Here is a 23,370-nt window from a genome sequence, read left to right as displayed (position 1 = left end):
TCGGCAATAGCGAACATGTTTCCGCTGAAATATCAAGCAACTAGGCAAGCGTTGCCGGACACAAGGTGAAGGAAAGCTTGCGTCCTGCACCAAACCCCGAAAAAATCGGCATGTTTTTTCGAAAACATCGCGCGTCTGAACGCGCAATGTCTTAGCCCCGATGTTTCACGCGAACCTGTATCCGCTTCGCTCGCAAGCGTTCTAGCCGGGTGTCGAGGACAGCAGCGGCGACCATGCCGGGTCGGAGGCGAAGCCCGGCGTCGGCACCTTGAGCTCGTTGCGGCCGGAGATGTCGACGGAGAACAGCGACGGCCCGCCGCTGCCGCCGGGATCGCGGAAGAACATCAGCACGCGGCCGTTCGGCGAGAAGGTCGGCCCTTCGTTGTGATAGCCCGAGGTGAGCAGACGCTCGCCGGAGCCGTCCGGCTTCATGACGCCGATCGAGAACTGCCCGCCGCCCTGCCTGGTGAAGGCGATGTAATCGCCACGCGGCGACCACACCGGCGTCGAATAGGTGGCGTTGGTGTCGTCCTTGGAGAAGGAGATGCGCTGCGCCTGTCCGCCGCCCGCGGCCATCACATAGATCTGCGACCTGCCGCCGCGATCGGATTCGAAGCAGATGCGCGTGCCGTCGGGTGAGTAGGACGGAGAGGTGTCGATCGCCGGCGTGTCGGTGAGGCGCGTGGTCGAGCGCGAGCGCAGATCCATCACAAACAGGTTCGAATTGCCGCCCTGCTGCAGGCTCATGATGACGCGCTGGCCGTCCGGCGAGAAGCGCGGCGCGAAGGTCATGCCGGGGAAATTGCCGACGATCTCGCGCTGGCCGGTCTCGATGTTGAAGAGATAGACCTTCGGATCGCCCTGGCCGAACTCCATGTAGGTGATCTCTTGCGAGTTCGGCGAGAAGCGCGGCGTCAGCACGAGGTCGGAGCCGCGGGTCAGATAGCGCACATTGGCGCCGTCCTGGTCCATCATCGCGAGCCGCTTGACGCGACGCTCCTTTGGACCGGTCTCGTCTACGAACACCACGCGGCTGTCGAAATAGCCCTTTTCGCCGGTCATCTGCTCATAGATCTGGTCGGAGATGATGTGGGCGATACGGCGCCAATATTCCGGCGAGGTGAAATATTGCTGGCCCGCAAGCTGCTGGCCCGTGATGACGTCCCACAGGCGGAATTCCGCCTTGAGCCTTCCGTCCTGCCCCCGCGTCATGCGGCCGGTGACAAGGGCCTGGGCGTTGATGGTCTTCCAGTTCTGGAATTGCGGCGCGACGTCGATGTTGCTGATGCGCTCGATGAAGGCGGCCTGGTCGATCGGTGCGAACAGGCCCGACCGCTTCAGATTGTTGGTGATGACCTGGGTGACGCCGTTGCTGACGTCGCCGTCGGCGGGCGAGCCCGGCACGAAGTTGGAGATCGCGATCGGGATCGGCCGAAACTCCGTTGGATTGAGTTCGAGCCGCTTTTGGCCCTGGGCCAGGGCGTGTCCGCCCCCGAGCGTCGCGAGCGCCGATCCTGTCAGCGTCATGAAGCGGCGGCGGTTCATCGATAGGACGTCATTCATCGCAAAATTCTTTTGTTCGGATGTCACAACATATCTTTCAGGCCGAAGCGCATTGGAATGGTCTTCCAGGTGTCATACTGCTGCTTCGGCAGGAACGAATAGACCTGACACTGCACGATGGCGCGCTTGGCGCTCTCCGCCACCGCCTGAGCAATCGACCGAGACGGGCCGCGAACCGCGACGATAACCGGCTCGGACGCAAGCGAGCCGTCGATTTTCATCGGGATATCGATGTCAGCTTCGTATTGCTCGGCGTCTTGCCCGTTATAGGTGGGCGTGAAGCAGCGCCGGACCGCATTCGTGAACGCGCCTCCCCACGTCGCAACGTTGTTGGCAGCAGTCCCGGTCGTCGATCCCAGCGCAGCCGACGCATTCAGCGCCGCGCCGGAGAGCTCGTGCCGGGTCGCCGCGCGCTTGTCGAGGTCGCGCTGGATCTGCGCGGGATCGAAGCTGCGCTCCTTGGGCTTCGGTTGCTGCTGCGGCTGCACCGCCGCGACCTTCTGCTCGACGGGCTTCGGCGGAGGCTTCTTGGTCTCCAGTTTCTTCTGGAGCTCGGCGATCGGATCTTCCTTGGCCGGATCAGGCTTCTTTTCCTGCGGCTTCGGCTCTTCCTTCGGCTTCGCCTCGGCGACGGGCTTCGGCGGCTCGGGCTTCTTCTCGACCGGCTTCTCGACGGGTTTCGGCGGCGGCTCGGGCGTCGAGTTGGTCTTGATCAGCTCTTTCTTCTCGGTGACCTTGCCGACCGCATCTTCCTCGGGCTTGGCCTCGGCGATCTTCTCGACCTTGGGCTTCGGCTCTTCCTTCTTGCCGGTCTTCTGCCCCGACATCATCTGCGCAAGCTGATCGGTGGAGATAATGTCGATCGGAAGCGACTCTTCCGCGACAAAGGCCTTGCTGCTAAAGGTGACCAGTCCCCATCCAAGCACGAGGACGTGGAGGGCAATCGACGCAACGAGTGTCTTGTCGACGTTCACCTTCACCGGTTTACCCCTGATCCGCCTCGGTCACGAGCGCCAGCTTCTTGAAGCCCGCGCCGGACAACAGGCCCATGACCTTGGCCACCGTTCCGTAATCCGCCTTCTTGTCGGCGCGCAGATAGATGCGCTCCTCGAGCCCGCCGCGCGCGTCCGTGATCGCCTTCAGCTTCGGGATCAACTCGTTGATCGCGATCTCGGCGTCGTTGATGAAGACCTTGCCCTTGATGTCGACCGACATCTGGATTGGCTTCTGGTCGTTGTTTTCGAGGCTCTTGGCCTGGGTCTGCGGCAGGTCGAGCGGCACACCGACCGTCAACATCGGAGCCGACACCATGAAGATGATGAGCAGCACCAGCATCACGTCCACCATCGGCGTGACGTTGATCTCGGCCACGACGGGCTTGCGCCGGCCACGGCGCCCGCCGCCTCCGGACGAACTAGCTACGTTCATCGCCATGATCGAGTGCCCAAATTGCCCCTCACACTATACATGCCGTCCGTCAGCCCCGCTCGTCGATCTGACGCGACAGAATGGCGGAAAATTCATCGGCGAAACCTTCGAGCCGCTGGGCCTGCCGGTTCACCTCGGAAGTGAACTTATTGTAGAAAATAGTGGCAGGAATGGCGGCGATAAGGCCGACGGCGGTCGCAAACAGCGCTTCCGCGATGCCTGGCGCGACCACCGCCAGGGAGGTATTTTTCGACGCCGCGATCGACTGGAAGCTCGACATGATGCCCCAGACCGTGCCGAACAGGCCGACAAAGGGGCCGGCGGAGCCGACGGTGGCGAGCACCAGCAGCCGGCGTTCCAGCCGCTCGACCTCGCGCGCGATCGAGACGTTCATCACCTTGTCGATGCGCATCTGAAGGCCCGCGACCGAGCGGGCGTGGCTCTCGAACGAGCGCTTCCACTCGCGCATGGCGGCGACGAAGCAGGCCGCCATGGAATGCGTCGGCTTGGCCGAGAGCGTGCGATAAAGCTCCTCGATCGACTCGCCGGACCAGAAGGCCTGCTCGAACCGGTCCATCGAGCGCCGCGTGCGCGCGTAAAGAAAGATCTTGTCGATCGCGATGGCCCAAACCCAGACCGAGCAGGCGAGAAGCCCCAGCATCACTGCTTTCACGATCCAGTGAGCCTGCCAGAACAGCGCAATCAGCGACACGTCCGCGGAAGCGGCAACCGGAAGGGCTGACTGAGCCACGTCGGCCGGATTCATAAGCAGTATCCTCTCAAGGCGATCATTTCCCTGACCTCTCCGGCCAGCAAATGGCTGCCGGTTCCCCAACAGCCGCGCTAGAACCGGCGCGGCCGGCAAGCCCGCTCAAAGCCTTGTCTTTCTGGGGTACAGGGGCTCGTCCAAAGCCGGCCGTCTGCATTCCCTGCCAAGATGTCAAAACTATGGGCCTTGAGCAGGCTCCGGGCACGACTGTCCGCAATTACCAGAGCCCGCCGATGGTTAACGTGCGGTTACCACGGCCGAATTTGGCTGCCGGAAAGGTAGGCAGCGCAGGCGGTTGGCCGCTTTGCCGCGGGACATGGCGGCGACGGATCGGAGCCGGGTCCACTGGCGAGGTCGGTTCCCTCCCCCCTTGCGGGGGAGGGCTAGGGAGAGGGGTACCACACGGGGGCTCCCACCGAAATCGAACACACGCAACGAGCACCTTTTCCTGGGCTACCCCTCTCCCCCGCCCTCCCCCGCAAGGGGGGGAGGGAGCGCAGTGTGCTCCGTGCGGGCACCCGATTTCTTATCGCTGACCGTTCGATCAGCGCTGCCATCAGCGGCCGATTTGCCCGACGGATTCCGCCTGATAGGCTGCGCTTGCATAGATCAACAAGGGCCGGGACAGCCGGCCTCGCCAAGGGAGCAAGCCGTGCAAAATGCGGGAACACGCCTGCGGTGGCTGAACGCCACGATCGTATCGATCTGCCTCACAGCCTTTGACCCCGCGCACGCGGCGTCGGTCGCGCCGGTCGCCGCGCAAAACGGCATGGTGGTGTCCGCGCAGCATCTGGCGACCCAAGTCGGTGTCGACGTGCTGAAGCGCGGCGGCAATGCCGTCGATGCCGCTGTGGCCGTCGGTTATGCCTTGGCCGTCGTCTATCCGGCCGCCGGCAATCTCGGTGGTGGCGGCTTCATGACGATCCAGCTCGCCGACGGCCGCAAGACCTTCCTCGATTTCCGCGAGACCGCGCCCAAGGCGGCGACGGCCAATATGTATCTCGACAAGGATGGCAACGTCATCAAGGGCATCTCGACCAAGGGACATCTGGCTGTGGGTGTGCCAGGCTCCGTCTCGGGCATGGAATATGCGCGCGAAAAATACGGCACCATGAAGCGCGCCGACCTGCTCGCTCCCGCGATCCAGTTCGCCGAACAGGGATTTGTACTCGACCAGGGGGACATCGACCTGCTGCGCTCGGCAACCGACGATTTCAAGGACGATCCAGCATCGAGCGCGATCTTCCTCAACAACGGCCAGCCGTTCGGCGTGGGCGATCGACTGCTGCAATCCGAACTGGCGAAAACCCTGCGCGAGATCAGCAGCAAGGGCACCGACGGCTTCTACAAGGGCTGGGTCGGCAGCGCCATCGTGGCATCGAGCCAGGCCGGCAAGGGCCTGCTGACGCAGGACGACCTCGACGGCTACAAGACGCGCGAGCTCGCACCTGTCGAATGCGACTATCGCGGCTATCACGTGATTTCCGCGCCGCCACCGAGCTCGGGCGGCGTCGTCATCTGCGAGATCCTAAATATCCTGGAGGGCTACCCTCTGAAGGAGCTGGGCTACCATTCCGCGCAGGCCGTCCACGTGCAGATCGAGGCCATGCGGCATGCTTACGTGGACCGCAACAGCTATCTCGGCGATCCGGATTTCGTGAAGAATCCGCTCGACCGCCTGCTCGACAAGAATTACGCGACCAAGATCCGCGCCGTGATCGATCCGAACAAGGCCGCAATCTCCAAGGACATCAAGCCGGGCGTCGCGCCGCACGAGGGCAGCAACACCACGCACTATTCAATCGCGGACAAGGACGGCAACGCGGTATCGGTGACGTACACGCTGAACGATTGGTTCGGCGCCAAGGTGACGGCGGCCAAGACCGGCGTGCTGCTGAACGACGAAATGGACGACTTCACGGCCAAGGTCGGGGTGCCGAACCTGTATGGCCTGGTGCAGGGTGAGGCCAACGCGATTGCTCCCGGCAAGCGTCCTCTGTCCTCGATGAGCCCGACCATCGTCACCAAGGACGGCAAGACCGTCATGGTGGTGGGCACGCCCGGCGGCAGCCGCATCATCACGGCGGTCCTGCAGACCATGATCAATGCGATCGACTACGGCATGAACGCGCAGGAGGCCGTCGACATGCCGCGCATCCACCAGCAATGGCTGCCTGATATGACCAATGTCGAGGACTATGCGCTGTCACCGGACACGCGCAATATCCTGGAAGGCATGGGCCACAAATTCGGACCGCCGCAGCCGGCCAACCATCTGGCGGTCATCATCGTCGGCGCGCCGTCGCTGAACGGCGAGCAAGTCGGCAATAATCGTTACTACGGTGCGAACGATCCACGCCGAAACAGTGGGCTGGCGGCAGGGTATTGATCTACGCCACCCTTACGACTGTCATACCCCGCGACCCGGCTACGCCAAGGCTTCGCCGGGGCTGCGGTCCGGGGGCGCCGAAGCTTTAGCGTAGGCGGCAAGCGGGGTATCCAGTACGCTGCGGCTCCTCCGCATCTCAATGCTGTCTCTGGAATACTGGATTGCCCGCCTTCGCGGGCAATGACGGCGGTAGAAATGGTCGAGGGCCGCCCCTCTACCACTTCTCCTTCGAGGTCCGCACATCGAGCTCGAACGACCAGGCGCGCTCGGGCTGGCGATAGAGGAAGGCGAAGGCATCGACGATGCCATCGATGTCGATCAGGCTGTCCTCGCGGCCGGCCGCATCCGGGAATCGTGAAAAGATCTTGTCGCCGGCGATCGCGCCATCGACCACGACATGGCCGACATGGATGCCGGCGATCGCGTATTCCTTGGCCATCGCCTGCGCCAGCGTGCGCAGGCCGGCCTTGGACGAGTTGAAGGCGCCGTAGCCGGAGCGTCCGCGCAGCGAGGCACTGGCGCCAGTGAACAGCAGCGTGCCGGTCTTCTTCGGCACCATGCGCCGCACCGCCTCGCGGCCGAACAGGAAGCCGCCGAAGCAGACCACGCGCCAGGCGTTCTCGAAATAGTCGGCCTCCATCTCGATGATCTTGCCGGGCGTGTTGTTGCCGGCGTTGTAGATGGCGAGGTCGAGGTTGTCGCCGGCGGCATCGAACAGCGCGACGATGTCCCCCTCCCTGGTCGCATCGGCAACGAAGGGCACGGCTGCGCCGCCCGCCTTCGTGATGTCGTCTACAACGGCCTGCAAGGCAGACAGCGTCCGGCCCGCGACGATCACCTTGAGCCCATCGGCCGCAAAACGCTTGCAAAGCCGGGCCCCGACCCCGCGGTCCGGTCCAACGCCGATCACGATTGCCGTCTTCATTTGCATGTCTCCTAGGGATCGATTGATGGCTCAAGCCGCCGAGGCGGGCTCGGGGCAATTGGTCAATCGCGCGGGATTGCCGATCGCGGTGCAGCCAGCGGGCACATCACCGGTCACAACAGCGCCGGCGCCAATCTTTGCGAAATCACCGATATTGATGTCACCGAGAATGGTCGCGCCGCCACCGATGTAGACGCCACGGCCGATGCGCGGCGAGCGCGTCGGCAATTCACCGCGACGGCCGATGCTGACGCTCTGGAGGATGGTGACCTCGTCGCCGATCACCACATTCGCACCAATCACGATGCCGGTGGCGTGGTCGAGATAGACGGACGATCCAATGGATGCGGCCGGATGAATGCTGATCTGCAGCAGGTTGGACGCCTCGTTCTGAAACAGCAGCGCCGCGTCGCGATGGTCGTGACGCCAGAGCCAATTCGAGACGCGCCAGGCTTGCAGCGCGACATAGCCCTTGTAATGCAGCAGCGGCGGCAGCAGGTCGGTGATGGCGGGATCGCGCAATGCGATGGCCTGCAGATCTCGGCTGGCGGTTTCGATCAGGTCTGGCTCGCCTTGAAAGGCGTCGCGGGAATAGGACGTGAAGCGCGTGCGCCCGGTGGTGCCGCTGCCGAGCCGCTGCCCGATCAAATCGGCCAAAGCGGCGGCAAAATCATCGTGAGCGAGAATGGCACGCGCAAGGGCCTTGCCGAACACGGGGTCGGCATCGGCCGCGCGCTGCGCCTCGCTGCGGATCTGTCGCCAGAGGCCGTCGCTCGCCGTGATCGCAGCTTCCGCCATTGTCGCCTCCGGTCCGCCCACTCTTGTGAAGGCGAATATAGGCGGTCCGGATCGGGGCGCCAGTCACGCCGCCGGGACGCGCTTGCTCTCGCCCTCAAGACCGGGCCGGGCCCGCTCGCGCAGGCTGAGCGCGTAGAGCCAGCCGCCCGCCGCGATGAGCACCGGCAGGACGAAGAGCGCGAAATCGCGGAGCAGGATCATGGGGCGATACTCCCCTTCGCAAACGAGACCGCGCGGCTGAGTGCGAACGAGGCGAACCAATAGAGATAAAGGCTGAGAAAGAACCGCCAGGATTCGCCGAGCTGCCACTGCGGATAGAGCTGGACTTCCGTCGGCCATCCATTGAGGAACGCGATCGCCACCGGCACGGTGTTTCCGAACCGGTCGAACAGCGCCGAGGCGCGCTCGAGGAGCGCGATGCTATTACTGATCTCTTTGCGTCCGGCGTTGGTCATGGTCGTACCCGTCAGCGCGCGGGAGATGCGCCGTCAGGGCTTGGTCGGGCGTGGTGCGGATCGGGTTCTACCGGTCCTGCACATGTACGTGATCAACGCCGCAGAACGCACGCCCACCGGCGCAGAGGCGAAAATGGCAATCGGGATCGGACGCGCAGCTGCCATAGACCAAGCCGATGTAGCCCAGCACCGCCAGGGCGGTCACGGCAAGCAGCAGGCGGGTGTAGAGGTCCATGATGCGCGTCGTCCAGCAGCGCGGCGGATTGAGGTGGCACGCGCAAGTCTTGGTGTCGGATCGTCGGCAGTTGGTTCTGGTCCCCTGAGACCAAACCGCCCGCCTGCGGGTTGCGCAGGCGGGCGGCTCGGGGCCATCAGGACTTTGGGGGCATGCGCCTGAAGGCTTTGAGAGGCAGACCCCGGATCAGCCGTTTTAGATCAGCCTTTTTAGATCAGCCTTGCGGCTGGTCGGTCGGCGGCGGGGTCGGGCGCGTCTTGTGTTGCGCCATGAACTGGTCGAACTCTTCCTTGTCCTTGGCGTGACGCAGACGGTCGAGGAAATTCCTGAACTCGACCTGCTCTTCCTCGAGCCGCTGCAGCGTCTCGGTGCGGTATTCGTCGAAGGCACGGTTGCCGCTCGAGGGCGGGCCGAAGCCGAAGCCGAAACCACGGCGCTCCATGCGGCCGCGCATGCGGTCCATCTTGTACTGCATCCGCTCCATCTTGTTCTGCCAGCGATCCTGGTGGCTCCAGCAACCCATTTTTCTGCTCCCGAGTGTGAAAAAGAGAAGGGCAAGTCCGATCGGCCACCAGATGATGAAGCCGAGGATGGTCACGGCGATCCAGCCGGGATGCCAGGGCGTATCGAGCATGTGGGGGCGCTCATAGCGTTCGTCAGAGGAACCGCGCCATCGATTGACATCAGCGGTGTAGGCCATTTCCATCTCCATCACGGCACCAGCGCCGTTGTGAATGTAAATAACATTTACATAGCTAGACCATCCCGCGATTTTGTCAAGCCGGCCGCCTGACAGGGTCGCCGAATTATTTGCGCAATTTTATTTCGGCTTGCCCCAGGGGCCGCCGGGCGGCAGGCCAGAACCGGAGGATGCCTCCGGTGGCACCGGCGGCGGCTCGGCGCTTCGTGCCGGCGGACGGCGGTCGGTCGGGAAGCCGAGGCCGCGGAGATAGATCAGCACCTCGGCTTCGAGCAGGTCATCCGGCGACATCGGCAATTTTCGCCGCGCGGCGTCGCCGCGTGAGAACAGCGAGGCCACGCCGTGGGCCATCGACCAGATGTGCAACGCCATCATCATGGCTGGTGGCCGCGGCGTGCCGGGCGGCGCCAGCGCCGCAAGCCGTTCGGCGGCGGCGCGAATGATGTTGAAGGCGCGTTCACTGGCGGCCTGCAGGGCCGGATTTGAATCGACCGGCACGCCTGATTCGAACATCGCGTTGTAGAAGGCAGGCTCCTCGCGGGCAAAGGCGAGATAGGCCTTGCCGACGCGTTCGAACGCCGTGACCGTATCCGGGCGCCCGTCGTCCCAGGCCGCGGTCAGGCGCTGCTCGAACTGCTCGAAGCCGCGCTGCGCGATCGAGGACAGCAACTCCTCGCGATCGCGGAAATGCCGGTAAGGCGCCGCCGCGCTGACGCCGGCCATGCGCGCGGCATCGGCAAAGGTGAAGCCGGCCGCGCCCTTCTCGGCGATCAGCCCGAGGGCAGCCTGCAACAGGGCTTCCTTCAGATTGCCGTGGTGATAGCCGCGCTCGGTGCGGCCCTGGTCCTTACGCCAGCTCATGTGAACAGCTTTTACATGAGCCGGGCGTGAAGTCACTAGCGCAGGCCGGATTTGATTAACCGGCCAACTCGTCATTCCGGGGGCGGCTCGACCCGGGGCTGCTCGACGAGCCGAACCCGGAATCTCGAGATTTCCGGGTTCGCGCGTGTGCGCGCCCCCGGAATGACACGGCCTAGCCGCCGGGAATCGGCAGCACCGGCATGATCTCGACGCGTTCGCCGGGGAAGATCGCGAAGTGCGGGTGGTTCTCGAACATCTTGGCTGCGGCCTCATGGGACGCGGCGCGGACCACGGTGAAGGCGCCCATCTCGTTGGCGATGTCGGCGACGCCCTTACCGTCGACCTTCTTGGTCTTGCCGAGAGGGCCGCCCATGGCCTGGATCGCGCCTTGATGCTTCTCGACCCAGCCTTTCCAGGCCGCCATGCCCTCCTGCTCCTTCGCCTTCCGCGCGGTCTCGGACATCGCGTTCCATGCGGCCCATTGCGGGCTGGTCTTGCTGCCGAGGAAAACGGCGAGATAAGTATCGGTGCTCATTGGTTCTCTCCTTTGTTGATGGATGATGGATTGACGAGCCGCGAATTGATCCGCGGCCGTCTCGGCTACGTCTTCAGATCGTCGAAACCGGCGGCGGCTGCCTGCACCTCCGGCGGAAAGTCGGCCATCTCCTGCACCTGCCGGATCTCGATGACTTCATTGGCGGAGGCCGGGCACTTCTTCGCCCAGGCAATCGCCTCCTCGCGCGAGGCAACCTCGATCATCCAGTAGCCGCCCAGAACTTCCTTGGCTTCGGCGAAGGGGCCGTCGGTCACGATGGGCGCGCCGGTCGCGAACGAGACGCGCGCGCCCATCGACGGCGGGTGAAGGCCGTCGAGCGTGATCAGCACGCCGGCATCCTTCAGCGCCTCGTTGTAGCGCATCATCGCGGCGACGCGTTCGGGATCGAGTTGCACGTCCGGCGGCGCGGTCTCGTAGCCGAGCGGAATCATCAGCATCATGAATCGCATGAGCAGTCCTTGCTTGCTTTGTCGTTTCGGGTTTGCGCGGCGCGGCGCCACCCCCGGAAGGACGGGAGCGGCGGCCCGGGCCGCCCACCCTTACCTCTAAGACGAACCAACCTTTACGGAACCGACAAGGTGATGAAAATTATTCCGGAGGTCATTGCGCCGACCGCTAGCGCGGCTGCGGCAGGAAACGCCCATCCTTCCGGGCCGCGCCGAAATAGACGTCGATGCGGCGGACCTTGCCACCGGAAAAGCTCCGTGTTGCGAAAGCTTCTGCCATCTGTCCCCAGACAGAGATAGGTGACGAAGGCCTCGTCGCCCTGGACGAAAATCCGCTCGATGTCGTGTCGCGCGATCCAGCCGGTGTCCCGCCAGCAGCGCTCGAAATAGGCCGCCTTGTCGATGTCGTCGTCGAACGGACTGGTGAAGCGGAAATCGTCGGCCAATGCGTCGGCGACCCGTTGCCGGTCGTTGCCGAGATAGGCTGCGAAGAGGTCTCGAATCAGGCGCTCGCGGTCGTCGGGCATTGATGGTCTCCGCAGAGAAGATCCTCTTGAAGACGATGCACGAACGCGTGCCCCGACATTGCTTGCCGAATTTCAACAGGGACGATGCGAAAATATCGCGAGGCGGGTCCGTACGATTACGGACCGACTATGTCCACCGCCGTGCATATAGGACGAGAATCTTCGAAAGCAGAACAACATGGCCAGCGCACGCGGAACTACGGAGACCACGCAGCTTGCTGCAAGGGTTTACAGTTGATCAACGCGTGCATGCAACTTTTTCGAGAAGGCCAGTTGCAGCTCGGCCGACGCATAGTTGAACCACTCCGGGGATCTTCAAGTGTTCAATTTCAACAGCAGGCCAGGATCCAGCACGCGCTCGCGGAAGTCGACGCCCTCGATCGCTCGCAGGCCGTCATCGAATTCGATCTCGACGGCACCATCCTCGATGCCAACGAGAACCTTCTGAAAATGAGCGGCTATTCGCTCGCCGAGATCAAGGGCAAGCATCACAGCATCTTCGTCAGCCCGGCCGAACGCGAGAGCGCCCGCTACCGCGACTTCTGGGCCAGCCTGAACCGCGGCGAATTCCAGACCACGCAATACAAGCGCTTCGGCAAGAACGGCAAGGAAGTCTGGGTTCATGCCTCCTACGCCCCGCTGCTGGACAAGAACGGCAAGGTGGTCAGCTTCATCAAGTTCGCCACCAACATCACGGCGTACAAGATCAAGACCATGGAAGACTCCGGCAAGATCGCCGCGATCAACCGCGCGCAGGCCGTGATCGAGTTCAACATGGACGGCACCATCGTCACCGCCAACGAGAACTTCCTGGGCGCGATGGGCTATTCGCTCGACGAGATCAGGGGCAAGCATCACAGCATGTTCGTGACGCCCGAGGACCGCGCGAGCTCGGCCTATGCCGCATTCTGGGCCAGGCTGAACCGCGGCGAGTTCGAGGCGGCCGAATACAAGCGGCTCGGCAAGGGCGGCAAGGAGATCTGGATTCTCGCGACCTACAACCCGATCCTCGACGAGACCGGCAAGCCGTTCAAGGTGGTGAAGTTCGCAACCGACATCACCGCGCAGAAGATGAAGGCCGCCGACAATGACGGCCAGCTCGCCGCGATCCAGAAGTCGCAGGCGGTGATCGAGTTCAACATGGACGGCACGATCCGCACCGCCAACGAGAATTTTCTCAAGGCGGTGGGCTATTCGCTGGCCGAGATCAAGGGCCGGCACCATTCCATGTTCGTCGAGCCGAACGAGAGGAATTCGGCGGCCTACCGCCAGTTCTGGGAGACGCTCAACCGCGGCGAATACCAGGCCGCCGAATACAGGCGGATCGCCAAGGGCGGCCGCGAGATCTGGATCCAGGCGTCCTACAATCCGATTCTGGATCTCAACGGAAAACCCTACAAGGTGGTGAAATACGCCACCGACATCACCGCGCAGGCGATCGGCCGCAAGAAGGCCGACAACGCGCGCGGGCTGATCGAGGCGGTCGCGGCCGGCAGCGAGCAGATGAGCGCCTCGATCCGCGAGATCTCCGCGACCATGGCGAAATCGCGCGAGAACTCCAAGGTCGCGAGCAGCCGGGTCGACGCCGCCGACGGTCAGGCCCAGCGACTGAACGCGGCCGCGCAGGCCATGAGCGGCATCGTCGAGATGATTTCGGGCATCACCAGTCAGATCAACCTGCTTGCGCTCAACGCCACGATCGAATCGGCGCGGGCGGGCGAAGCGGGCCGCGGCTTTGCCGTGGTCGCCTCCGAGGTGAAGAACCTCGCCAGCCAGGCCAAGCAGGCCACCGACACGATTACCTCCGAGATCGACGCGCTGAACACCATCTCGGGCGACGTTGCGAGCTCGCTCACCGCGATCAAGGCCGCGATCGCCGGCGTCAACGAGTTCATCGCCTCCACCGCGGCCGCAGTCGAGGAGCAGAGCATCGTGACCTCCGACATGTCGTCGAACATGCAGCGCGCATCGGCGGAGCTGGCGTAAGCTCTCGCTTTATCACGATCCCCGTCATCCTTCGAGGGCCGCTGAAGAAGCGGCCACCTCAGGGGTGACGGTGAGAGGGACCGACGTCCTTATCCTACCGCTCCCAGCGTCGCGTCGCTTCACTCGCCCCTTCCGGCAGCATCTCGAAGACCGGCGAGGCCAACACCGCATGCACATGCAGCATGGTCGCTCCCGAATTGCGAAAACCGTGCTTGCGGCCGGCGGGAACCAGCAGCGCCTGTCCGGCCGTCACCGTGATACGCCGGGCTTCGATCCACATCTCCGCCTCGCCCGCCCGCACGGTGAGCACCTCCTCGACCGTGTGGCTGTGCGTCGGCGCGCCGGCGCCGGGATCGACCCATTGCTCGAAGATGCAGAGCGCGGTCGCGCCGTTGCGCGCGGATGTGACCATGCGGGTCTTCACACCTGGCCGCCATTCCTCGAGCGGGATCGTGCTGGGATCGATGAGCATGGCCTGGAGCCCTTCTTGCCGGGACGAAAGCGAAGTAAAAGGAGCCGGCGCTCGTAAGCGCCCCCTTTCGGACACAGGACAGATTAGCAAATGCCGCAGGCCCCACAAAACGTCGCCCTCGTCACCGGAGCCGCGCGAGGCATCGGGCTGGCGACGGCCAAGAAATTCCTGGCCGAAGGGTGGCGCGTCGCGCTGCTCGATATCGAGGGGGAGTTGCAGGCAGCCGCGGCGGCGGCCCTGAAGAATCCCGATAACACGCTGGCAATCACCTGCGACGTGTCCGACGCAGCCGCCGTGGGAGCTGCAATGGCGGCGGTCATGAGCCGCTTCGGTCGGCTCGATGCTCTCGTCAACAACGCCGGCGTCGCCGTGTTCGCGCCAGTGCTGGAGACCAGCGACGCCGATTGGAACAGGATCATGGCGGTCAATCTCACCGGCCCGTTCCTGTGCACCAAGGCGGCCGCGCCGCTGATGCGCGAGCAAGGCGGCGGCGCCATCGTCAACGTTACCTCGATCTCGGCGGTGCGCGCCTCGACCCTGCGTTCGGCCTATGGCACCAGCAAGGCGGGCCTTGCGCACCTGACCAAGCAGCTCGCGGTCGAGCTCGCCTCGCTCAACATCCGCGTCAACGCAGTCGCGCCGGGGCCGGTCGACACCGCGATGGCGAAGCAGGTGCACAGCAGGGAGATCCGCGCCGACTATCACGACGCCATTCCGCTCAACCGCTACGGCCTGGAGGAGGAACTCGCCGAAGCGATCTATTTCCTGTGCTCGGAACGATCGAGCTACATCACCGGCCAAATTTTGGCCGTCGATGGCGGCTTCGATGCGGCTGGCATCGGCCTGCCGACGCTGCGCGGCGAACGGCGGAACGGGTGAACGTCGTAGGGTGGGCAAAGGCGCGCAAGCGCCGCGCCCACCTTCCCTCCAGATTTGCGATGCCATTGGTGGGCACGCTACGCTTTGCCCACCCTACGGGATCGAGTTAGTGGAGTGCTCCATGCGACGCATGTTCTTTGTGGGTGCCTGGATGCTCGCATCTGCGCTCTTTACCACCACACCCGCCATGGCCGAAATCCGCATCATCCAGTCGCCGGGCGGAGAGGTCGGGCCGTTCCTCGACCTGTTCGAGCAGGTGCGCGAGAGCGGCGAGCGCGTGGTGATCGACGGTCCGTGCCTGTCCGCCTGCACGCTGGTGCTCAGCATCGTGCCGGGCGAGCGCATCTGCGTCACCAAACGCGCGATACTCGGCTTCCACGCGGCGCGTTCGGTCGACCGGCGCGGGCGCTTTTATGCCGAGCCCGAAGCCTCCGACGCGGTGCTGCAGGCCTATCCCGGCCCGGTGCGCGACTGGATCAGTCGGCACGGTGGCCTCTCGTCCAGATTGCTTTTGCTGAAGGGCCGCGACCTCGCGGCGATCTATCCGCGCTGCCGCTGAGCAACAGGCGGCCGCCAGCGATGTGACCGGTTGCATCCGCCGCTGTCCGGCGATTAGGCAGTTTTGCAAAATCCCGACGATCCGGACACGAATCCGCTCAACCGCTTGGCAATGCCTGCCCAATTTACGCGGTTTGCGGCCTTTCCCGACCGTCTATGATGGTCCCGTCCAGATTGAGGCCGCTTGGGTCACGATGGCTGCAGGGCCGTCATAATCTCAGCAATGGTCACAGACTAGGATGGATCCGCTTTTTCAAGATTACTCATTTTCAAACCGGTCGCAGGCCGTGCAGCCCATCGATTTTCACTACCGCCTGTCGGACCAGGGACGCATTGTCCTTGGCCAGTTGAGCTCCCAGGAAACCGTCGAATTCGAATTGCTGTCGCGGAGCCACCGCGAGGGCCTGATGGACCTGCCGTCCGAGCTGCGGCTGCTCGAGCTCTATGTGAAATATATCGGCTCGGGCGCAGAGGCCGCGCTCGCGCCGTCGGAGCCCACGTGGCAGGCGAGCGAGCCACTGCAGCGGCGGAGACCGCCGCGTGCGCGAACGGCACGGCCGCGCAACTACATCCTCTCGATGATCGTGATCGCGAGCGTCAGCTTCACGCTCATCGCGTTGCTGGTGAGCTAGCAGGCAAGCGCGACGGCGAAATTGCGCCGGTCACGCATTTCGTCGGGCCTAGCCTAGTAGAGCCTCTGGATGGTCTGCGCCAATTCCAAGGTCGCGCAGATGAGCATGCCCCAAAGTGCAAAATTGATTTGTAGCGCCGCTGCCATCGGTCGCTCCCTTCCCAAGTTACGCCCACCCCAGTTTGTAGAATTTATGAAGAAATTATTAGCGATTCTGTCGTGGAGTTTACAGCCTAATATTTCGCCAGTTGTTGTGCGATGCGATCCGCATGATTTCACGAAGCGGCCTCACTGCTCTCGCAATGTGATGCGAGAGCACGATTCCATATTGGGCCATGGCGGCCACGTCGTTTCCCTTAGGTTCCATTTAACCGGCGCGATGCAAGGCTCCGCATGCGGAGTTTGCGTGTCGCGTACCGCACCAAGGGTCCGGCATGCTGCGTCACGGCTTCGTCTTGCTCACTTTTTGCGCAGCGCTCCTCGGATGCGCGGCGGCGTCGGCGCAGGAGCGCCGACCGATCGCATGGGACGGCCTCGGCCGGGATCCGAACCAGGCCCCTCACCGCTCCTCTGTCACAAAGCGGCGCGCCGCGAACCCGGCGCCTGCGCAGGACAATCCCAATCAGGAGCGGGAAAGAGTGCTCGGCACGTTGCGCCCGTTCTCCGAGGCGTGGTGGGTGGTCCATGACGAAATCGAGGCGGAGAACGACAGGCAGCTTGGCACGAAACTCGTGATCTGCCCTCGCTGCGTTGAATCGCCGCCGCCAAGCGATGACGCGACCGGATCGCTCCGGTGAGCGAGCACGCGGCGATCAGCCGTGTGACATGACGACGGCATGAGTGACCCACTCCCGTAACAACGGGAGTGGGATCGCGGCTTGGCGTGTCAGGCCGACGCGCCCGTCACATGCCCTCGGCCGGGCAGTTCACCATCCAGGGAATGCCGAACTTGTCGACGCACATGCCAAAGCCCTTGGCCCAGAACGTCTTGCTGAAGGGCATGATGACGGTGCCGCCGTCGGCGAGCGCGTTGAACTTGCGTTCGCCATCCGCGGGGTCCGTGACCGTGAGCGAGACCGAAAAGCCCTGGGCTTTCTGAAAATGCTCGGGTGGCGCGTCGGAGGCCATCAGCACGCTGCCGTCGGGCAGCGACATCCGCGCATGCATGATCATCTTCTCGCGGCCGGGCGCGGCGGGCATGTCCGGCGGCGCTTCCGATGAGCGCATCATGGCGTCGATCTTGCCGCCCAGAACCTTGGCATAGAAGTTGAACGCCGCTTCGCAGGTGTCCTGATAGAACAGATAGGCATTGATCATCGTTTCTCTCCTCTTCGTTTTCTTGTCGGTTCCTTGGCTGCTCCTTGGGGCAGCAAGCCTTGCTACTTCTCGGTGAGCTTCTTCAGGCTGGCGAGGCCGGCCTCGAAGTCCTTGCCGATCATGTTGTCCATATTGATGAACACCTGCATCACCTTGGACATGAACGGCGCCGGACCGTACATCGCCCATGTGACCAGTGTGGCATCGCCTTGCGGCACAAAGGTGAACTCGGCGGTGTTGTGGCCTTCGAACGGGCGCTCGAAATCGAGCTTGATGCGAAGCTTCGACGGCGTGCTCGCCTCGAGGATCTCCATATGCCCGGCGCCGACATTGTTGTTGCCGTCCCAGGCATAGGTCGCGCCCTTGCCTGACGCGGTTCTGCCGAAGGTCCGCTTCATGCCGGGGTCGCGATCCTCATAGGGCGACCAGCTCATCCAGAAATGGAAATCGGCAACGTGCGGATAAATCGCATCGGCCGGCGCCTTCACGGCGAGCGATCGCTCGACACGGAACGTATCGGGTTTTGTCAATGCGAAGACGAGGACCGCGGCTATGCCGACGGCGAGGACGACGGCGATGATGGCAATGGCTTTCAGCATGAGTGGCTCCCTGGATATGGAATTAAGACGAAGGGGAACGGCGGGAGCCGACAATCGGCGGGACGAAATTTTTGGCCGTCACTTTGCCTTTGCGCCCTGCCTGGCGCCGCCATTGGCGCCCTTCGGCTGGCTATCCCGGATCAGGCGATCAATATGCATGCGGATATGGGCGGCTTCCGCCGAAGTATTGGCGAGTGCGATGGCGTGGTCGAAGGCGATGCGGGCTTCGTCGTTACGGCCGAGCTGCATCAGGAAGGCACCACGCACGCCGTGGAAATGAAAGTAGTTGGTGAGTTTCGGCGCCAGCGGCTCGATCAGTTCGAGCGCCGCTTGCGGCCCGCGCACCTTGGAGACCGCAACCGCGCGGTTGAGCGTCACCACCGGCGAAGGCTGCATCACTTCGAGCGCGCCGTAGAGCAGATCGATCTGCGTCCAGTCGGTTTCCTCGGGCGTCGACGCACGCGCATGCAGCGCGGCGATCGCGGCCTGGACCTGATAGGGGCCGCTACGGCGATGGCGCATCGCCTTGTCGATCAGCGCCAGGCCTTCCGCGATCATGTTGCCGTTCCACAGCGTACGATCCTGGTCGTCGAGCAGGATCACCGCGCCGTCCGCGGCAAAGCGCGCGGCGCTGCGCGCATGCTGCAACAGCAGCAGCGCCGCGAGCCCCATGATCTCCGGCTCGCTCTGGAACAGCCGCAGCAGCAACCGCGCCAGCCGGATCGCTTCCTCGCACAGCGGCTTTCGGATCTCCGCCGTGTCGCCGCTGGCCGAATAGCCTTCGTTGAAGATCAGGTAGATCATCGCGGCAACGCCGGCGAGGCGCTCGGAGCGTTCGACCGCGCCGGGCGTTTCGAACGGCGCCCCGGCCTCGGCGACCTTCGCCTTGGCACGGGTGATGCGCTGCTCCATCGCCGCTTCCGAGACCAGGAAGGCGCGCGCGATCTGCTTCACGGTGAGGCCGGAGACGATGCGCAGCGCCAGCGCGATCTGCTGGGTCGCCGGCAGCTGCGGATGGCAGCAGATGAACATCAGCCGCAGGATGTCGTCGCGGTAGTGCGAGCCGTCGAGCCGCTCGGCGAGCGCGCCCTCGGCGTCGTCGAGATCGGAGATGGCCTGGTCATCCTCGGGCAGCGGCTGCTGCTTGCGGGCGCGGCGGACCTCGTCGATCGCGACGTTGCGGCCGACCATGATCAGCCAGGCCGCGGGATCGCGCGGCGGCCCGTTCTGCGGCCAGGTCTTGAGCGCGCGCAGGCAGGCGTTCTGGAAGGCCTCTTCGGCGGTGTCGAGATCGCGGAAATAGCGCAGCAGCGCGCCGACCGCCTGGGGTCGCGCCGAGGTCAGCGCGGTCTCGATCCAGGCGGTGTCGGCCTCGCTCACGTCGAAATTCCTCCGGGCCGGAATACGCCGACGGGGCGCACCTCATAGGCGCCGCCGGGATTGGCCGCGCCGAGGTCGCGCGCAACGTCGAGGGCCTCGTCGAGGTTCTTGCAATCCACGATGTAGAAGCCGAGCAATTGCTCCTTGGTCTCCGCATAGGGGCCGTCGAGCACCAGCGGCGGGTCTTCCTTGCGCAGCGTCGCCGCCGCCGTGGTCGGCAACAGCCGCGCCACCGGACCGAGCCGGCCCTGCTGTGTGAGCTTGTCCTGCACCACGGCGAGCTTCTTCATCACGGCCTCGTCCTGGTCCTTGCTCCAGGAGCCGACGAAGTCCTCGTCGTGATAGCAGAGGATCGCATAAAGCATGGGCAGCACCTTCCTGAACGCTTGTTTTTAAGACGAGCCAATATGCCCCGCCCCGACAGGGCTGCGGAAAAAATTTGCGAGAAAAATCCGTCGGATCGTGCCAAGGAGGGTTTTCAAAACGGAACCGACGAGGCACTTCGAATGAGCATGGGCACACTGGCCGTCCTGATCAACAGCACGCAGCAGAACTGGCTGCCGGAGCGCTGGAAGGCCCGGTTCGACGCGGTCAGCAGTGGCCGCCGCGTGGTGCTGCTGCCCGACGCCGGGCTCGATCCGGCCGAGGTGCACTATGCCGCGGTGTGGAAGCCGGTGCCGGGCGACCTCAGCTCTTTCCCCAATCTGCGTGCGATCTTCAATCTGGGCGCCGGCGTCGACGCGCTGATGGCCGACAAGAGCCTGCCCGACGTGCCGCTGGTGCGCGTCGCCGTGCCTGATCTCACCAATCGCATGACCGAATATGTCGTGCTGCACGTGCTGATGCACCACCGCCAGGAGCTGTACTTGCGGGACTCGCAGCGCGCAAAACGCTGGGAGCCGCAATATCAGTGGCCGGCGAGCGCCGTCACCGTCGGCGTGATGGGGCTTGGCACGCTGGGTGCCGATGCCGCCGACGTGCTGCGCCGGCTCGGCTTTCGCGTTGCCGGCTGGAGCCGCAGCCCGCGCACGATCGAGGGCGTCGAATGCTTCCATGGCGCCGCACAGATCGACGCGTTCCTGCGCAAGACCGACATCCTGGTCTCACTGTTGCCGCTGACGCCGGATACGCACGGCATCCTCAACCGCGACGTCTTCACCAAGCTCAACCGCAGCAGCCCGCTCGGCGCGCCCGTTCTGATCAATGCGGGTCGCGGCGGCTTGCAGAACGAGGCCGATATCCTGGCCTGCCTCGACGACGGCACGCTTGGCGCGGCCTCGCTCGACGTTTTCGTGCAGGAGCCGCAGCCTGCCGACAGCCGGTTCTGGACCCATCCCAAGGTGCTGCTGACCCCGCACAACGCGGCCGACACCGACGCCGATGCAATCTCGGCCTATGTCGCCGAGCAAATCGCAAAGTTCGAGGCCGGCGGTGCGCTGGAGAACGTGGTGGACCGGGCACGGGGATATTAGACGCTTCGGCAGGCTGAGAGAGGCACGCACGCGCCCCACCCTCGCTGTCGTCCCCGCGTACGCGGGGACCCACACCGCGTGATTTATCGTTGCGGATGGTCGCAGTACCGAACGACCAGCCTTCGCCAAACCACTCCCTGTGGTTATGGGTCCCGGGCTCGCGCTACGCGCGCCCCGGGACGACGGCCTAACTTTTGGCCCCCACCATCACGTCAATCGCACCCTTCACGATCGCCTCGAGCTCCTTGCGCGACACGCGGGCGCGGGAGCGGATGGCGATAGAATGCACGGTTGCGGAGGCGAGCTGCGCCAGCACGGCCGGGTCGACGCTCGCGGGCAGCTCGCCCTTCTCCTTGGCGCGGCGGAAGCAACTGGCAAAGGCCTTATCGAGCTCGGTCAGTCCATCCAACACCATGGCACGGATCTCGGGATCGCCGACGGCTTCGGACGCCGCGGTCACCACGGTGAAGCAGCCGCGCGGACCGGTCTCGCCGGAGAGATAGATGTTCAGCGCGGACGCGAAGATGCGCTCGAGCCGCTGGCGCACCGGCATCTCCTGGCGAAAGATCTCCACCATCGAAGCGCGCGCGTCCTCGCGGTAGCGCTGGTAGCTCTTGATGTAGAGCTCGCGCTTGTCGCCGAAGGCGCCGTAGAGGCTCGGCCGGTTCATGCCGGTCGCTTCGCTGAGATCGTCCAGCGACGTCGCCGCAAAACCCTGCCTGCGGAACAGGTCGAGCGCCTTGCCGAGCGCGACGTCGGGCTCGTAGGCGCGCGGACGGCCACGCCGCTTCGGCTCATTGGCGGCAGCAGGCGGCTTCGATTTTTGTACCATTTCGCAAATTAATCCTTGACCGCCGCCATATTATACAAGATGGTACAAAAATCAATCTGGCCAGGTTGAGCGACACCCAAAGAGGAATTGCCCAAGGAGGCCCAAGATGGATCTTTATTTCTCGCCGCTCGCCTGTTCGATGGCGACCCGCGTCGCGCTGTATGAAGCCGGCGCCGAAGCGAATTATCTCGAAGTCGATCCGCCGACCAAGACAGTGCTGAACGACGGCACCGACTTCCGCACGGTCAACCCGATAGGCCTCGTGCCGACGCTGCGCACCGACGAGGGCGTGGTGCTGACCGAGAACGCCGCGATCCTGCAATATGTCGCGGATCGGTTCCCGCAATCCGGCCTCGGTGCGGCCCAGGGCATCGATCGCACCCGGCTGCATCAATGGCTCTGCTTTATCGGCACCGAGCTGCACAAGGGCCTGTTCATCCCCCTGCTCGACCGCAAGGCGCCGCAGGAAACCAAGGCCTATGCACTGGAGAAGAACCTGTCGCGGCTCGACTATCTCGACAACTACCTGAAGGGGCGCGACTTCCTGCTCGACCATTTCAGCGTGGCGGATGCCTATCTCGTCACGGTCATCAACTGGACCATGGCGACCCCGCCGATCGAGCTCGCCAAATGGCCGAACGTGAAGGCGTATCACGACCGCCTGCGCCAGCGGCCGTCGGTCGCGAAGGCGATCGCCGAAGAGTTCGAGCTGTACAAGGCCGAACAGGCGCGGAAGAAGGCGGCGGCTTAAGGCCAAAGCGATATCTTCGCAAAGCGACGTCGTCCTGGCCAAACCGGGACGGCGTCGTTCTTTCGGCAATCGACTACCTCGGCGCTTGCAGCACGATCCCATAGCGACCGTAGATCCGATCGATCGTGCCGTCGTTGCGCAGCCGTTCCAGCGCTCCGTCGATCGCCTCGCGCAACGCATCATCCGGGCGGACCATGCCGACGGCGACATTCCAGTTGAGGTCGGCCACGCCCTCGTCGCGATCCAGGATCCGGAGTGCCTTGTCGGGATGCGTCAGATTGAAATAGCCCGCCGCGGTGGGCGTGACCGCAGCCGCATCGATCTCCTTGTTTGATACGGCGTCGAGGCTGTCGGTCTCGAAGCCGAAGATCGATATGGGCACGTGCCGTTGACCGATGATCATGGCGGCGACAGAGCCGACCTGCACCCCCACCTTGGTATGCTCGCCGAGACTCTTGAACGATGTGAGCGCGCTGGATGACGGCACCGCGAGCGCGACGCCCGTGCGATAGTACGGTTTCGAGATCCTCAAGCGGGTCTCGCCTTGCGCTTCGCGATCGGCGATGACATCCAGAAGAATGTCACAATTGGCGCTGCGCATTTGGTACTGCGTGATGATCCAGTCGAGCCGTAGCGAGACACCGAGCTCGCGTGCCAGCACCTGTCCCAACTCGACCTGAAAGCCGGATGGATCGCCGCCCTTGCGCGCAAAAGGAAGCGAGTTGGGATGCGCGCATAGTCCGAGCGCGCCACTCGCGCGGATCGCCTCCAGGGTTCGCGCGTGCGCCGGTCCGGACAGCCCGATGGCGGCACCGACGATAATCAGGACAATTGCCTTCAT

At 64.0% G+C, this 23,370-nt stretch carries 28 protein-coding genes and 1 pseudogene; 8 read left to right on the top strand and 21 right to left on the bottom strand.

The features are described from left to right. Nucleotides 1-201: 201 nt before the first annotated feature. Genes tolB through tolQ form a run of 4 tightly spaced genes read right to left on the bottom strand, consistent with a single transcriptional unit; the run spans nucleotide 202 to nucleotide 3,757 of the window. Nucleotides 202-1,563 carry a Tol-Pal system beta propeller repeat protein TolB gene (tolB, locus tag IVB46_RS15970; protein WP_028152219.1) on the bottom strand — a complete coding sequence of 454 codons (1,362 nt, stop codon included), beginning with the start codon at nucleotides 1,561-1,563 and terminating at the stop codon, nucleotides 202-204. A 23-nt stretch (nucleotides 1,564-1,586) separates the two neighbouring features. Continuing rightward, on the bottom strand, nucleotides 1,587-2,543 hold the full coding sequence (locus tag IVB46_RS15965) for a protein TolA (RefSeq protein WP_166080000.1): 957 nt from the start codon (nucleotides 2,541-2,543) through the stop codon (nucleotides 1,587-1,589). Nucleotides 2,544-2,547: 4 nt separating this feature from the next. Beyond that, complete coding sequence (gene tolR, locus IVB46_RS15960; protein WP_028152217.1) at nucleotides 2,548-2,997, bottom strand: protein TolR; 450 nt, start codon at nucleotides 2,995-2,997, stop codon at nucleotides 2,548-2,550. 43 nt (nucleotides 2,998-3,040) lie between these two features. Continuing rightward, nucleotides 3,041-3,757 (bottom strand): protein TolQ, encoded by a 717-nt coding sequence (gene tolQ / locus IVB46_RS15955; protein ID WP_014492404.1) that lies wholly within the window; start codon nucleotides 3,755-3,757, stop codon nucleotides 3,041-3,043. A 655-nt stretch (nucleotides 3,758-4,412) separates the two neighbouring features. Here tolQ and ggt point away from each other — a divergent pair. Continuing rightward, on the top strand, nucleotides 4,413-6,149 hold the full coding sequence (ggt, locus tag IVB46_RS15950; RefSeq protein ID WP_247302371.1) for a gamma-glutamyltransferase: 1,737 nt from the start codon (nucleotides 4,413-4,415) through the stop codon (nucleotides 6,147-6,149). A gap of 214 nt (nucleotides 6,150-6,363) precedes the next feature. Here ggt and IVB46_RS15945 read toward each other — a convergent pair whose 3' ends face one another. From IVB46_RS15945 to IVB46_RS15900, 10 genes and pseudogenes are all read right to left on the bottom strand, one after another. After that, nucleotides 6,364-7,074: an SDR family NAD(P)-dependent oxidoreductase gene (locus tag IVB46_RS15945; RefSeq protein ID WP_247302369.1), complete on the bottom strand. Its 711-nt coding sequence runs from the start codon at nucleotides 7,072-7,074 to the stop codon at nucleotides 6,364-6,366. Between the two features lie 30 nt (nucleotides 7,075-7,104). Next, a complete protein-coding gene (locus tag IVB46_RS15940; RefSeq protein ID WP_247302368.1) occupies nucleotides 7,105-7,872 on the bottom strand; it encodes a serine acetyltransferase in 768 nt (255 codons plus the stop codon). A 63-nt stretch (nucleotides 7,873-7,935) separates the two neighbouring features. After that, on the bottom strand, nucleotides 7,936-8,073 hold the full coding sequence (locus IVB46_RS15935; protein ID WP_247302367.1) for a hypothetical protein: 138 nt from the start codon (nucleotides 8,071-8,073) through the stop codon (nucleotides 7,936-7,938). Next, nucleotides 8,070-8,327, bottom strand: a complete 258-nt coding sequence (locus IVB46_RS15930) for a hypothetical protein (RefSeq protein WP_247302366.1) — start codon at nucleotides 8,325-8,327, stop codon at nucleotides 8,070-8,072. Before IVB46_RS15930 ends, IVB46_RS15935 begins: the two co-directional genes overlap by 4 nt. A gap of 67 nt (nucleotides 8,328-8,394) precedes the next feature. After that, nucleotides 8,395-8,562, bottom strand: coding sequence for a hypothetical protein (locus IVB46_RS15925; RefSeq protein WP_144030761.1), 168 nt, complete (start codon nucleotides 8,560-8,562; stop codon nucleotides 8,395-8,397). 214 nt (nucleotides 8,563-8,776) lie between these two features. Beyond that, nucleotides 8,777-9,262, bottom strand: a complete 486-nt coding sequence (locus IVB46_RS15920; protein WP_028152211.1) for a DUF2852 domain-containing protein — start codon at nucleotides 9,260-9,262, stop codon at nucleotides 8,777-8,779. A gap of 120 nt (nucleotides 9,263-9,382) precedes the next feature. After that, nucleotides 9,383-10,123, bottom strand: a complete 741-nt coding sequence (locus IVB46_RS15915; RefSeq protein ID WP_063981090.1) for a TetR/AcrR family transcriptional regulator — start codon at nucleotides 10,121-10,123, stop codon at nucleotides 9,383-9,385. Nucleotides 10,124-10,295: 172 nt separating this feature from the next. Beyond that, nucleotides 10,296-10,658, bottom strand: a complete 363-nt coding sequence (locus IVB46_RS15910; RefSeq protein ID WP_063981089.1) for a YciI family protein — start codon at nucleotides 10,656-10,658, stop codon at nucleotides 10,296-10,298. A 65-nt stretch (nucleotides 10,659-10,723) separates the two neighbouring features. Further along, the gene (locus IVB46_RS15905; protein ID WP_247302365.1) at nucleotides 10,724-11,128 is read right to left on the bottom strand and encodes a YciI family protein; all 405 of its coding nucleotides are present in this window, start codon (nucleotides 11,126-11,128) and stop codon (nucleotides 10,724-10,726) included. Nucleotides 11,129-11,294: 166 nt separating this feature from the next. Continuing rightward, a pseudogene (locus tag IVB46_RS15900) lies at nucleotides 11,295-11,652 on the bottom strand (nuclear transport factor 2 family protein). Nucleotides 11,653-11,901: 249 nt separating this feature from the next. Between IVB46_RS15900 and IVB46_RS15895 the strand changes: the two are divergent. Next, a complete protein-coding gene (locus tag IVB46_RS15895) occupies nucleotides 11,902-13,638 on the top strand; it encodes a PAS domain-containing methyl-accepting chemotaxis protein (protein WP_247302364.1) in 1,737 nt (578 codons plus the stop codon). 94 nt (nucleotides 13,639-13,732) lie between these two features. Here the strand turns inward: IVB46_RS15895 and IVB46_RS15890 are convergent, their stop codons facing one another. Then, nucleotides 13,733-14,110 carry a cupin domain-containing protein gene (locus IVB46_RS15890; RefSeq protein WP_247302363.1) on the bottom strand — a complete coding sequence of 126 codons (378 nt, stop codon included), beginning with the start codon at nucleotides 14,108-14,110 and terminating at the stop codon, nucleotides 13,733-13,735. 90 nt (nucleotides 14,111-14,200) lie between these two features. On the opposite strand from IVB46_RS15890, the gene IVB46_RS15885 reads away from it, so the two are divergent. From IVB46_RS15885 to IVB46_RS15870, 4 genes are all read left to right on the top strand, one after another. After that, nucleotides 14,201-14,989, top strand: coding sequence for an SDR family oxidoreductase (locus IVB46_RS15885; RefSeq protein WP_166079991.1), 789 nt, complete (start codon nucleotides 14,201-14,203; stop codon nucleotides 14,987-14,989). Between the two features lie 121 nt (nucleotides 14,990-15,110). Next, nucleotides 15,111-15,548 carry a hypothetical protein gene (locus IVB46_RS15880; protein WP_247302362.1) on the top strand — a complete coding sequence of 146 codons (438 nt, stop codon included), beginning with the start codon at nucleotides 15,111-15,113 and terminating at the stop codon, nucleotides 15,546-15,548. A 286-nt stretch (nucleotides 15,549-15,834) separates the two neighbouring features. Beyond that, nucleotides 15,835-16,179 (top strand): hypothetical protein, encoded by a 345-nt coding sequence (locus IVB46_RS15875; protein ID WP_247302361.1) that lies wholly within the window; start codon nucleotides 15,835-15,837, stop codon nucleotides 16,177-16,179. Nucleotides 16,180-16,612: 433 nt separating this feature from the next. After that, on the top strand, nucleotides 16,613-16,975 hold the full coding sequence (locus IVB46_RS15870) for a hypothetical protein (RefSeq protein WP_085401831.1): 363 nt from the start codon (nucleotides 16,613-16,615) through the stop codon (nucleotides 16,973-16,975). 106 nt (nucleotides 16,976-17,081) lie between these two features. Here the strand turns inward: IVB46_RS15870 and IVB46_RS15865 are convergent, their stop codons facing one another. The 4 genes from IVB46_RS15865 to IVB46_RS15850 form a co-directional block, all read right to left on the bottom strand. Further along, the gene (locus IVB46_RS15865; RefSeq protein ID WP_247302359.1) at nucleotides 17,082-17,495 is read right to left on the bottom strand and encodes a VOC family protein; all 414 of its coding nucleotides are present in this window, start codon (nucleotides 17,493-17,495) and stop codon (nucleotides 17,082-17,084) included. Nucleotides 17,496-17,557: 62 nt separating this feature from the next. After that, on the bottom strand, nucleotides 17,558-18,094 hold the full coding sequence (locus IVB46_RS15860; RefSeq protein ID WP_063981081.1) for an SRPBCC family protein: 537 nt from the start codon (nucleotides 18,092-18,094) through the stop codon (nucleotides 17,558-17,560). A gap of 78 nt (nucleotides 18,095-18,172) precedes the next feature. After that, nucleotides 18,173-19,474: an RNA polymerase sigma factor gene (locus IVB46_RS15855; RefSeq protein WP_166079988.1), complete on the bottom strand. Its 1,302-nt coding sequence runs from the start codon at nucleotides 19,472-19,474 to the stop codon at nucleotides 18,173-18,175. Continuing rightward, complete coding sequence (locus IVB46_RS15850; RefSeq protein WP_063981079.1) at nucleotides 19,471-19,839, bottom strand: YciI family protein; 369 nt, start codon at nucleotides 19,837-19,839, stop codon at nucleotides 19,471-19,473. The genes IVB46_RS15855 and IVB46_RS15850 overlap by 4 nt, the downstream gene beginning before the upstream one ends. A gap of 141 nt (nucleotides 19,840-19,980) precedes the next feature. On the opposite strand from IVB46_RS15850, the gene IVB46_RS15845 reads away from it, so the two are divergent. Then, nucleotides 19,981-20,946: a glyoxylate/hydroxypyruvate reductase A gene (locus IVB46_RS15845; protein WP_247302357.1), complete on the top strand. Its 966-nt coding sequence runs from the start codon at nucleotides 19,981-19,983 to the stop codon at nucleotides 20,944-20,946. A gap of 187 nt (nucleotides 20,947-21,133) precedes the next feature. Here the strand turns inward: IVB46_RS15845 and IVB46_RS15840 are convergent, their stop codons facing one another. Further along, complete coding sequence (locus tag IVB46_RS15840; RefSeq protein ID WP_071909728.1) at nucleotides 21,134-21,778, bottom strand: TetR/AcrR family transcriptional regulator; 645 nt, start codon at nucleotides 21,776-21,778, stop codon at nucleotides 21,134-21,136. A 106-nt stretch (nucleotides 21,779-21,884) separates the two neighbouring features. Between IVB46_RS15840 and IVB46_RS15835 the strand changes: the two genes are divergently transcribed. Then, nucleotides 21,885-22,529 (top strand): glutathione binding-like protein, encoded by a 645-nt coding sequence (locus IVB46_RS15835; protein ID WP_208084621.1) that lies wholly within the window; start codon nucleotides 21,885-21,887, stop codon nucleotides 22,527-22,529. A gap of 73 nt (nucleotides 22,530-22,602) precedes the next feature. On the opposite strand, the gene IVB46_RS15830 is transcribed toward IVB46_RS15835, so the two are convergent. Further along, complete coding sequence (locus IVB46_RS15830; protein ID WP_247302355.1) at nucleotides 22,603-23,370, bottom strand: transporter substrate-binding domain-containing protein; 768 nt, start codon at nucleotides 23,368-23,370, stop codon at nucleotides 22,603-22,605.

It is taken from the genome of Bradyrhizobium sp. 61, assembly GCF_023073075.1.
Lineage (GTDB): Bacteria > Pseudomonadota > Alphaproteobacteria > Rhizobiales > Xanthobacteraceae > Bradyrhizobium > Bradyrhizobium barranii.
Note: the sequence above shows the minus strand (reverse complement) of the source record. Positions and strands in the feature narration are given on the sequence as shown.

Bases quoted from the DNA above. Each gene is read 5' to 3' on its own strand.
- IVB46_RS15920 (WP_028152211.1), bottom strand. From the start codon at position 9,262: ATGGCCTACACCGCTGATGTCAATCGATGGCGCGGTTCCTCTGACGAA.
- IVB46_RS15905 (WP_247302365.1), bottom strand. From the start codon at position 11,128: ATGCGATTCATGATGCTGATGATTCCGCTCGGCTACGAGACCGCGCCG.
- tolR (WP_028152217.1), bottom strand. From the start codon at position 2,997: ATGGCGATGAACGTAGCTAGTTCGTCCGGAGGCGGCGGGCGCCGTGGC.
- tolB (WP_028152219.1), bottom strand. From the start codon at position 1,563: ATGAATGACGTCCTATCGATGAACCGCCGCCGCTTCATGACGCTGACA.
- IVB46_RS15915 (WP_063981090.1), bottom strand. From the start codon at position 10,123: ATGAGCTGGCGTAAGGACCAGGGCCGCACCGAGCGCGGCTATCACCAC.
- IVB46_RS15850 (WP_063981079.1), bottom strand. From the start codon at position 19,839: ATGCTTTATGCGATCCTCTGCTATCACGACGAGGACTTCGTCGGCTCC.
- IVB46_RS15880 (WP_247302362.1), top strand. From the start codon at position 15,111: ATGCGACGCATGTTCTTTGTGGGTGCCTGGATGCTCGCATCTGCGCTC.
- tolQ (WP_014492404.1), bottom strand. From the start codon at position 3,757: ATGAATCCGGCCGACGTGGCTCAGTCAGCCCTTCCGGTTGCCGCTTCC.
- IVB46_RS15940 (WP_247302368.1), bottom strand. From the start codon at position 7,872: ATGGCGGAAGCTGCGATCACGGCGAGCGACGGCCTCTGGCGACAGATC.
- IVB46_RS15835 (WP_208084621.1), top strand. From the start codon at position 21,885: ATGGATCTTTATTTCTCGCCGCTCGCCTGTTCGATGGCGACCCGCGTC.
- IVB46_RS15890 (WP_247302363.1), bottom strand. From the start codon at position 14,110: ATGCTCATCGATCCCAGCACGATCCCGCTCGAGGAATGGCGGCCAGGT.
- IVB46_RS15870 (WP_085401831.1), top strand. From the start codon at position 16,613: ATGCTGCGTCACGGCTTCGTCTTGCTCACTTTTTGCGCAGCGCTCCTC.
- IVB46_RS15885 (WP_166079991.1), top strand. From the start codon at position 14,201: ATGCCGCAGGCCCCACAAAACGTCGCCCTCGTCACCGGAGCCGCGCGA.
- IVB46_RS15840 (WP_071909728.1), bottom strand. From the start codon at position 21,778: ATGGTACAAAAATCGAAGCCGCCTGCTGCCGCCAATGAGCCGAAGCGG.
- IVB46_RS15925 (WP_144030761.1), bottom strand. From the start codon at position 8,562: ATGGACCTCTACACCCGCCTGCTGCTTGCCGTGACCGCCCTGGCGGTG.
- IVB46_RS15935 (WP_247302367.1), bottom strand. From the start codon at position 8,073: ATGATCCTGCTCCGCGATTTCGCGCTCTTCGTCCTGCCGGTGCTCATC.
- IVB46_RS15945 (WP_247302369.1), bottom strand. From the start codon at position 7,074: ATGAAGACGGCAATCGTGATCGGCGTTGGACCGGACCGCGGGGTCGGG.
- IVB46_RS15830 (WP_247302355.1), bottom strand. From the start codon at position 23,370: ATGAAGGCAATTGTCCTGATTATCGTCGGTGCCGCCATCGGGCTGTCC.
- IVB46_RS15930 (WP_247302366.1), bottom strand. From the start codon at position 8,327: ATGACCAACGCCGGACGCAAAGAGATCAGTAATAGCATCGCGCTCCTC.
- IVB46_RS15865 (WP_247302359.1), bottom strand. From the start codon at position 17,495: ATGATCAATGCCTATCTGTTCTATCAGGACACCTGCGAAGCGGCGTTC.
- IVB46_RS15910 (WP_063981089.1), bottom strand. From the start codon at position 10,658: ATGAGCACCGATACTTATCTCGCCGTTTTCCTCGGCAGCAAGACCAGC.
- IVB46_RS15860 (WP_063981081.1), bottom strand. From the start codon at position 18,094: ATGCTGAAAGCCATTGCCATCATCGCCGTCGTCCTCGCCGTCGGCATA.
- IVB46_RS15895 (WP_247302364.1), top strand. From the start codon at position 11,902: ATGCAACTTTTTCGAGAAGGCCAGTTGCAGCTCGGCCGACGCATAGTT.
- IVB46_RS15845 (WP_247302357.1), top strand. From the start codon at position 19,981: ATGAGCATGGGCACACTGGCCGTCCTGATCAACAGCACGCAGCAGAAC.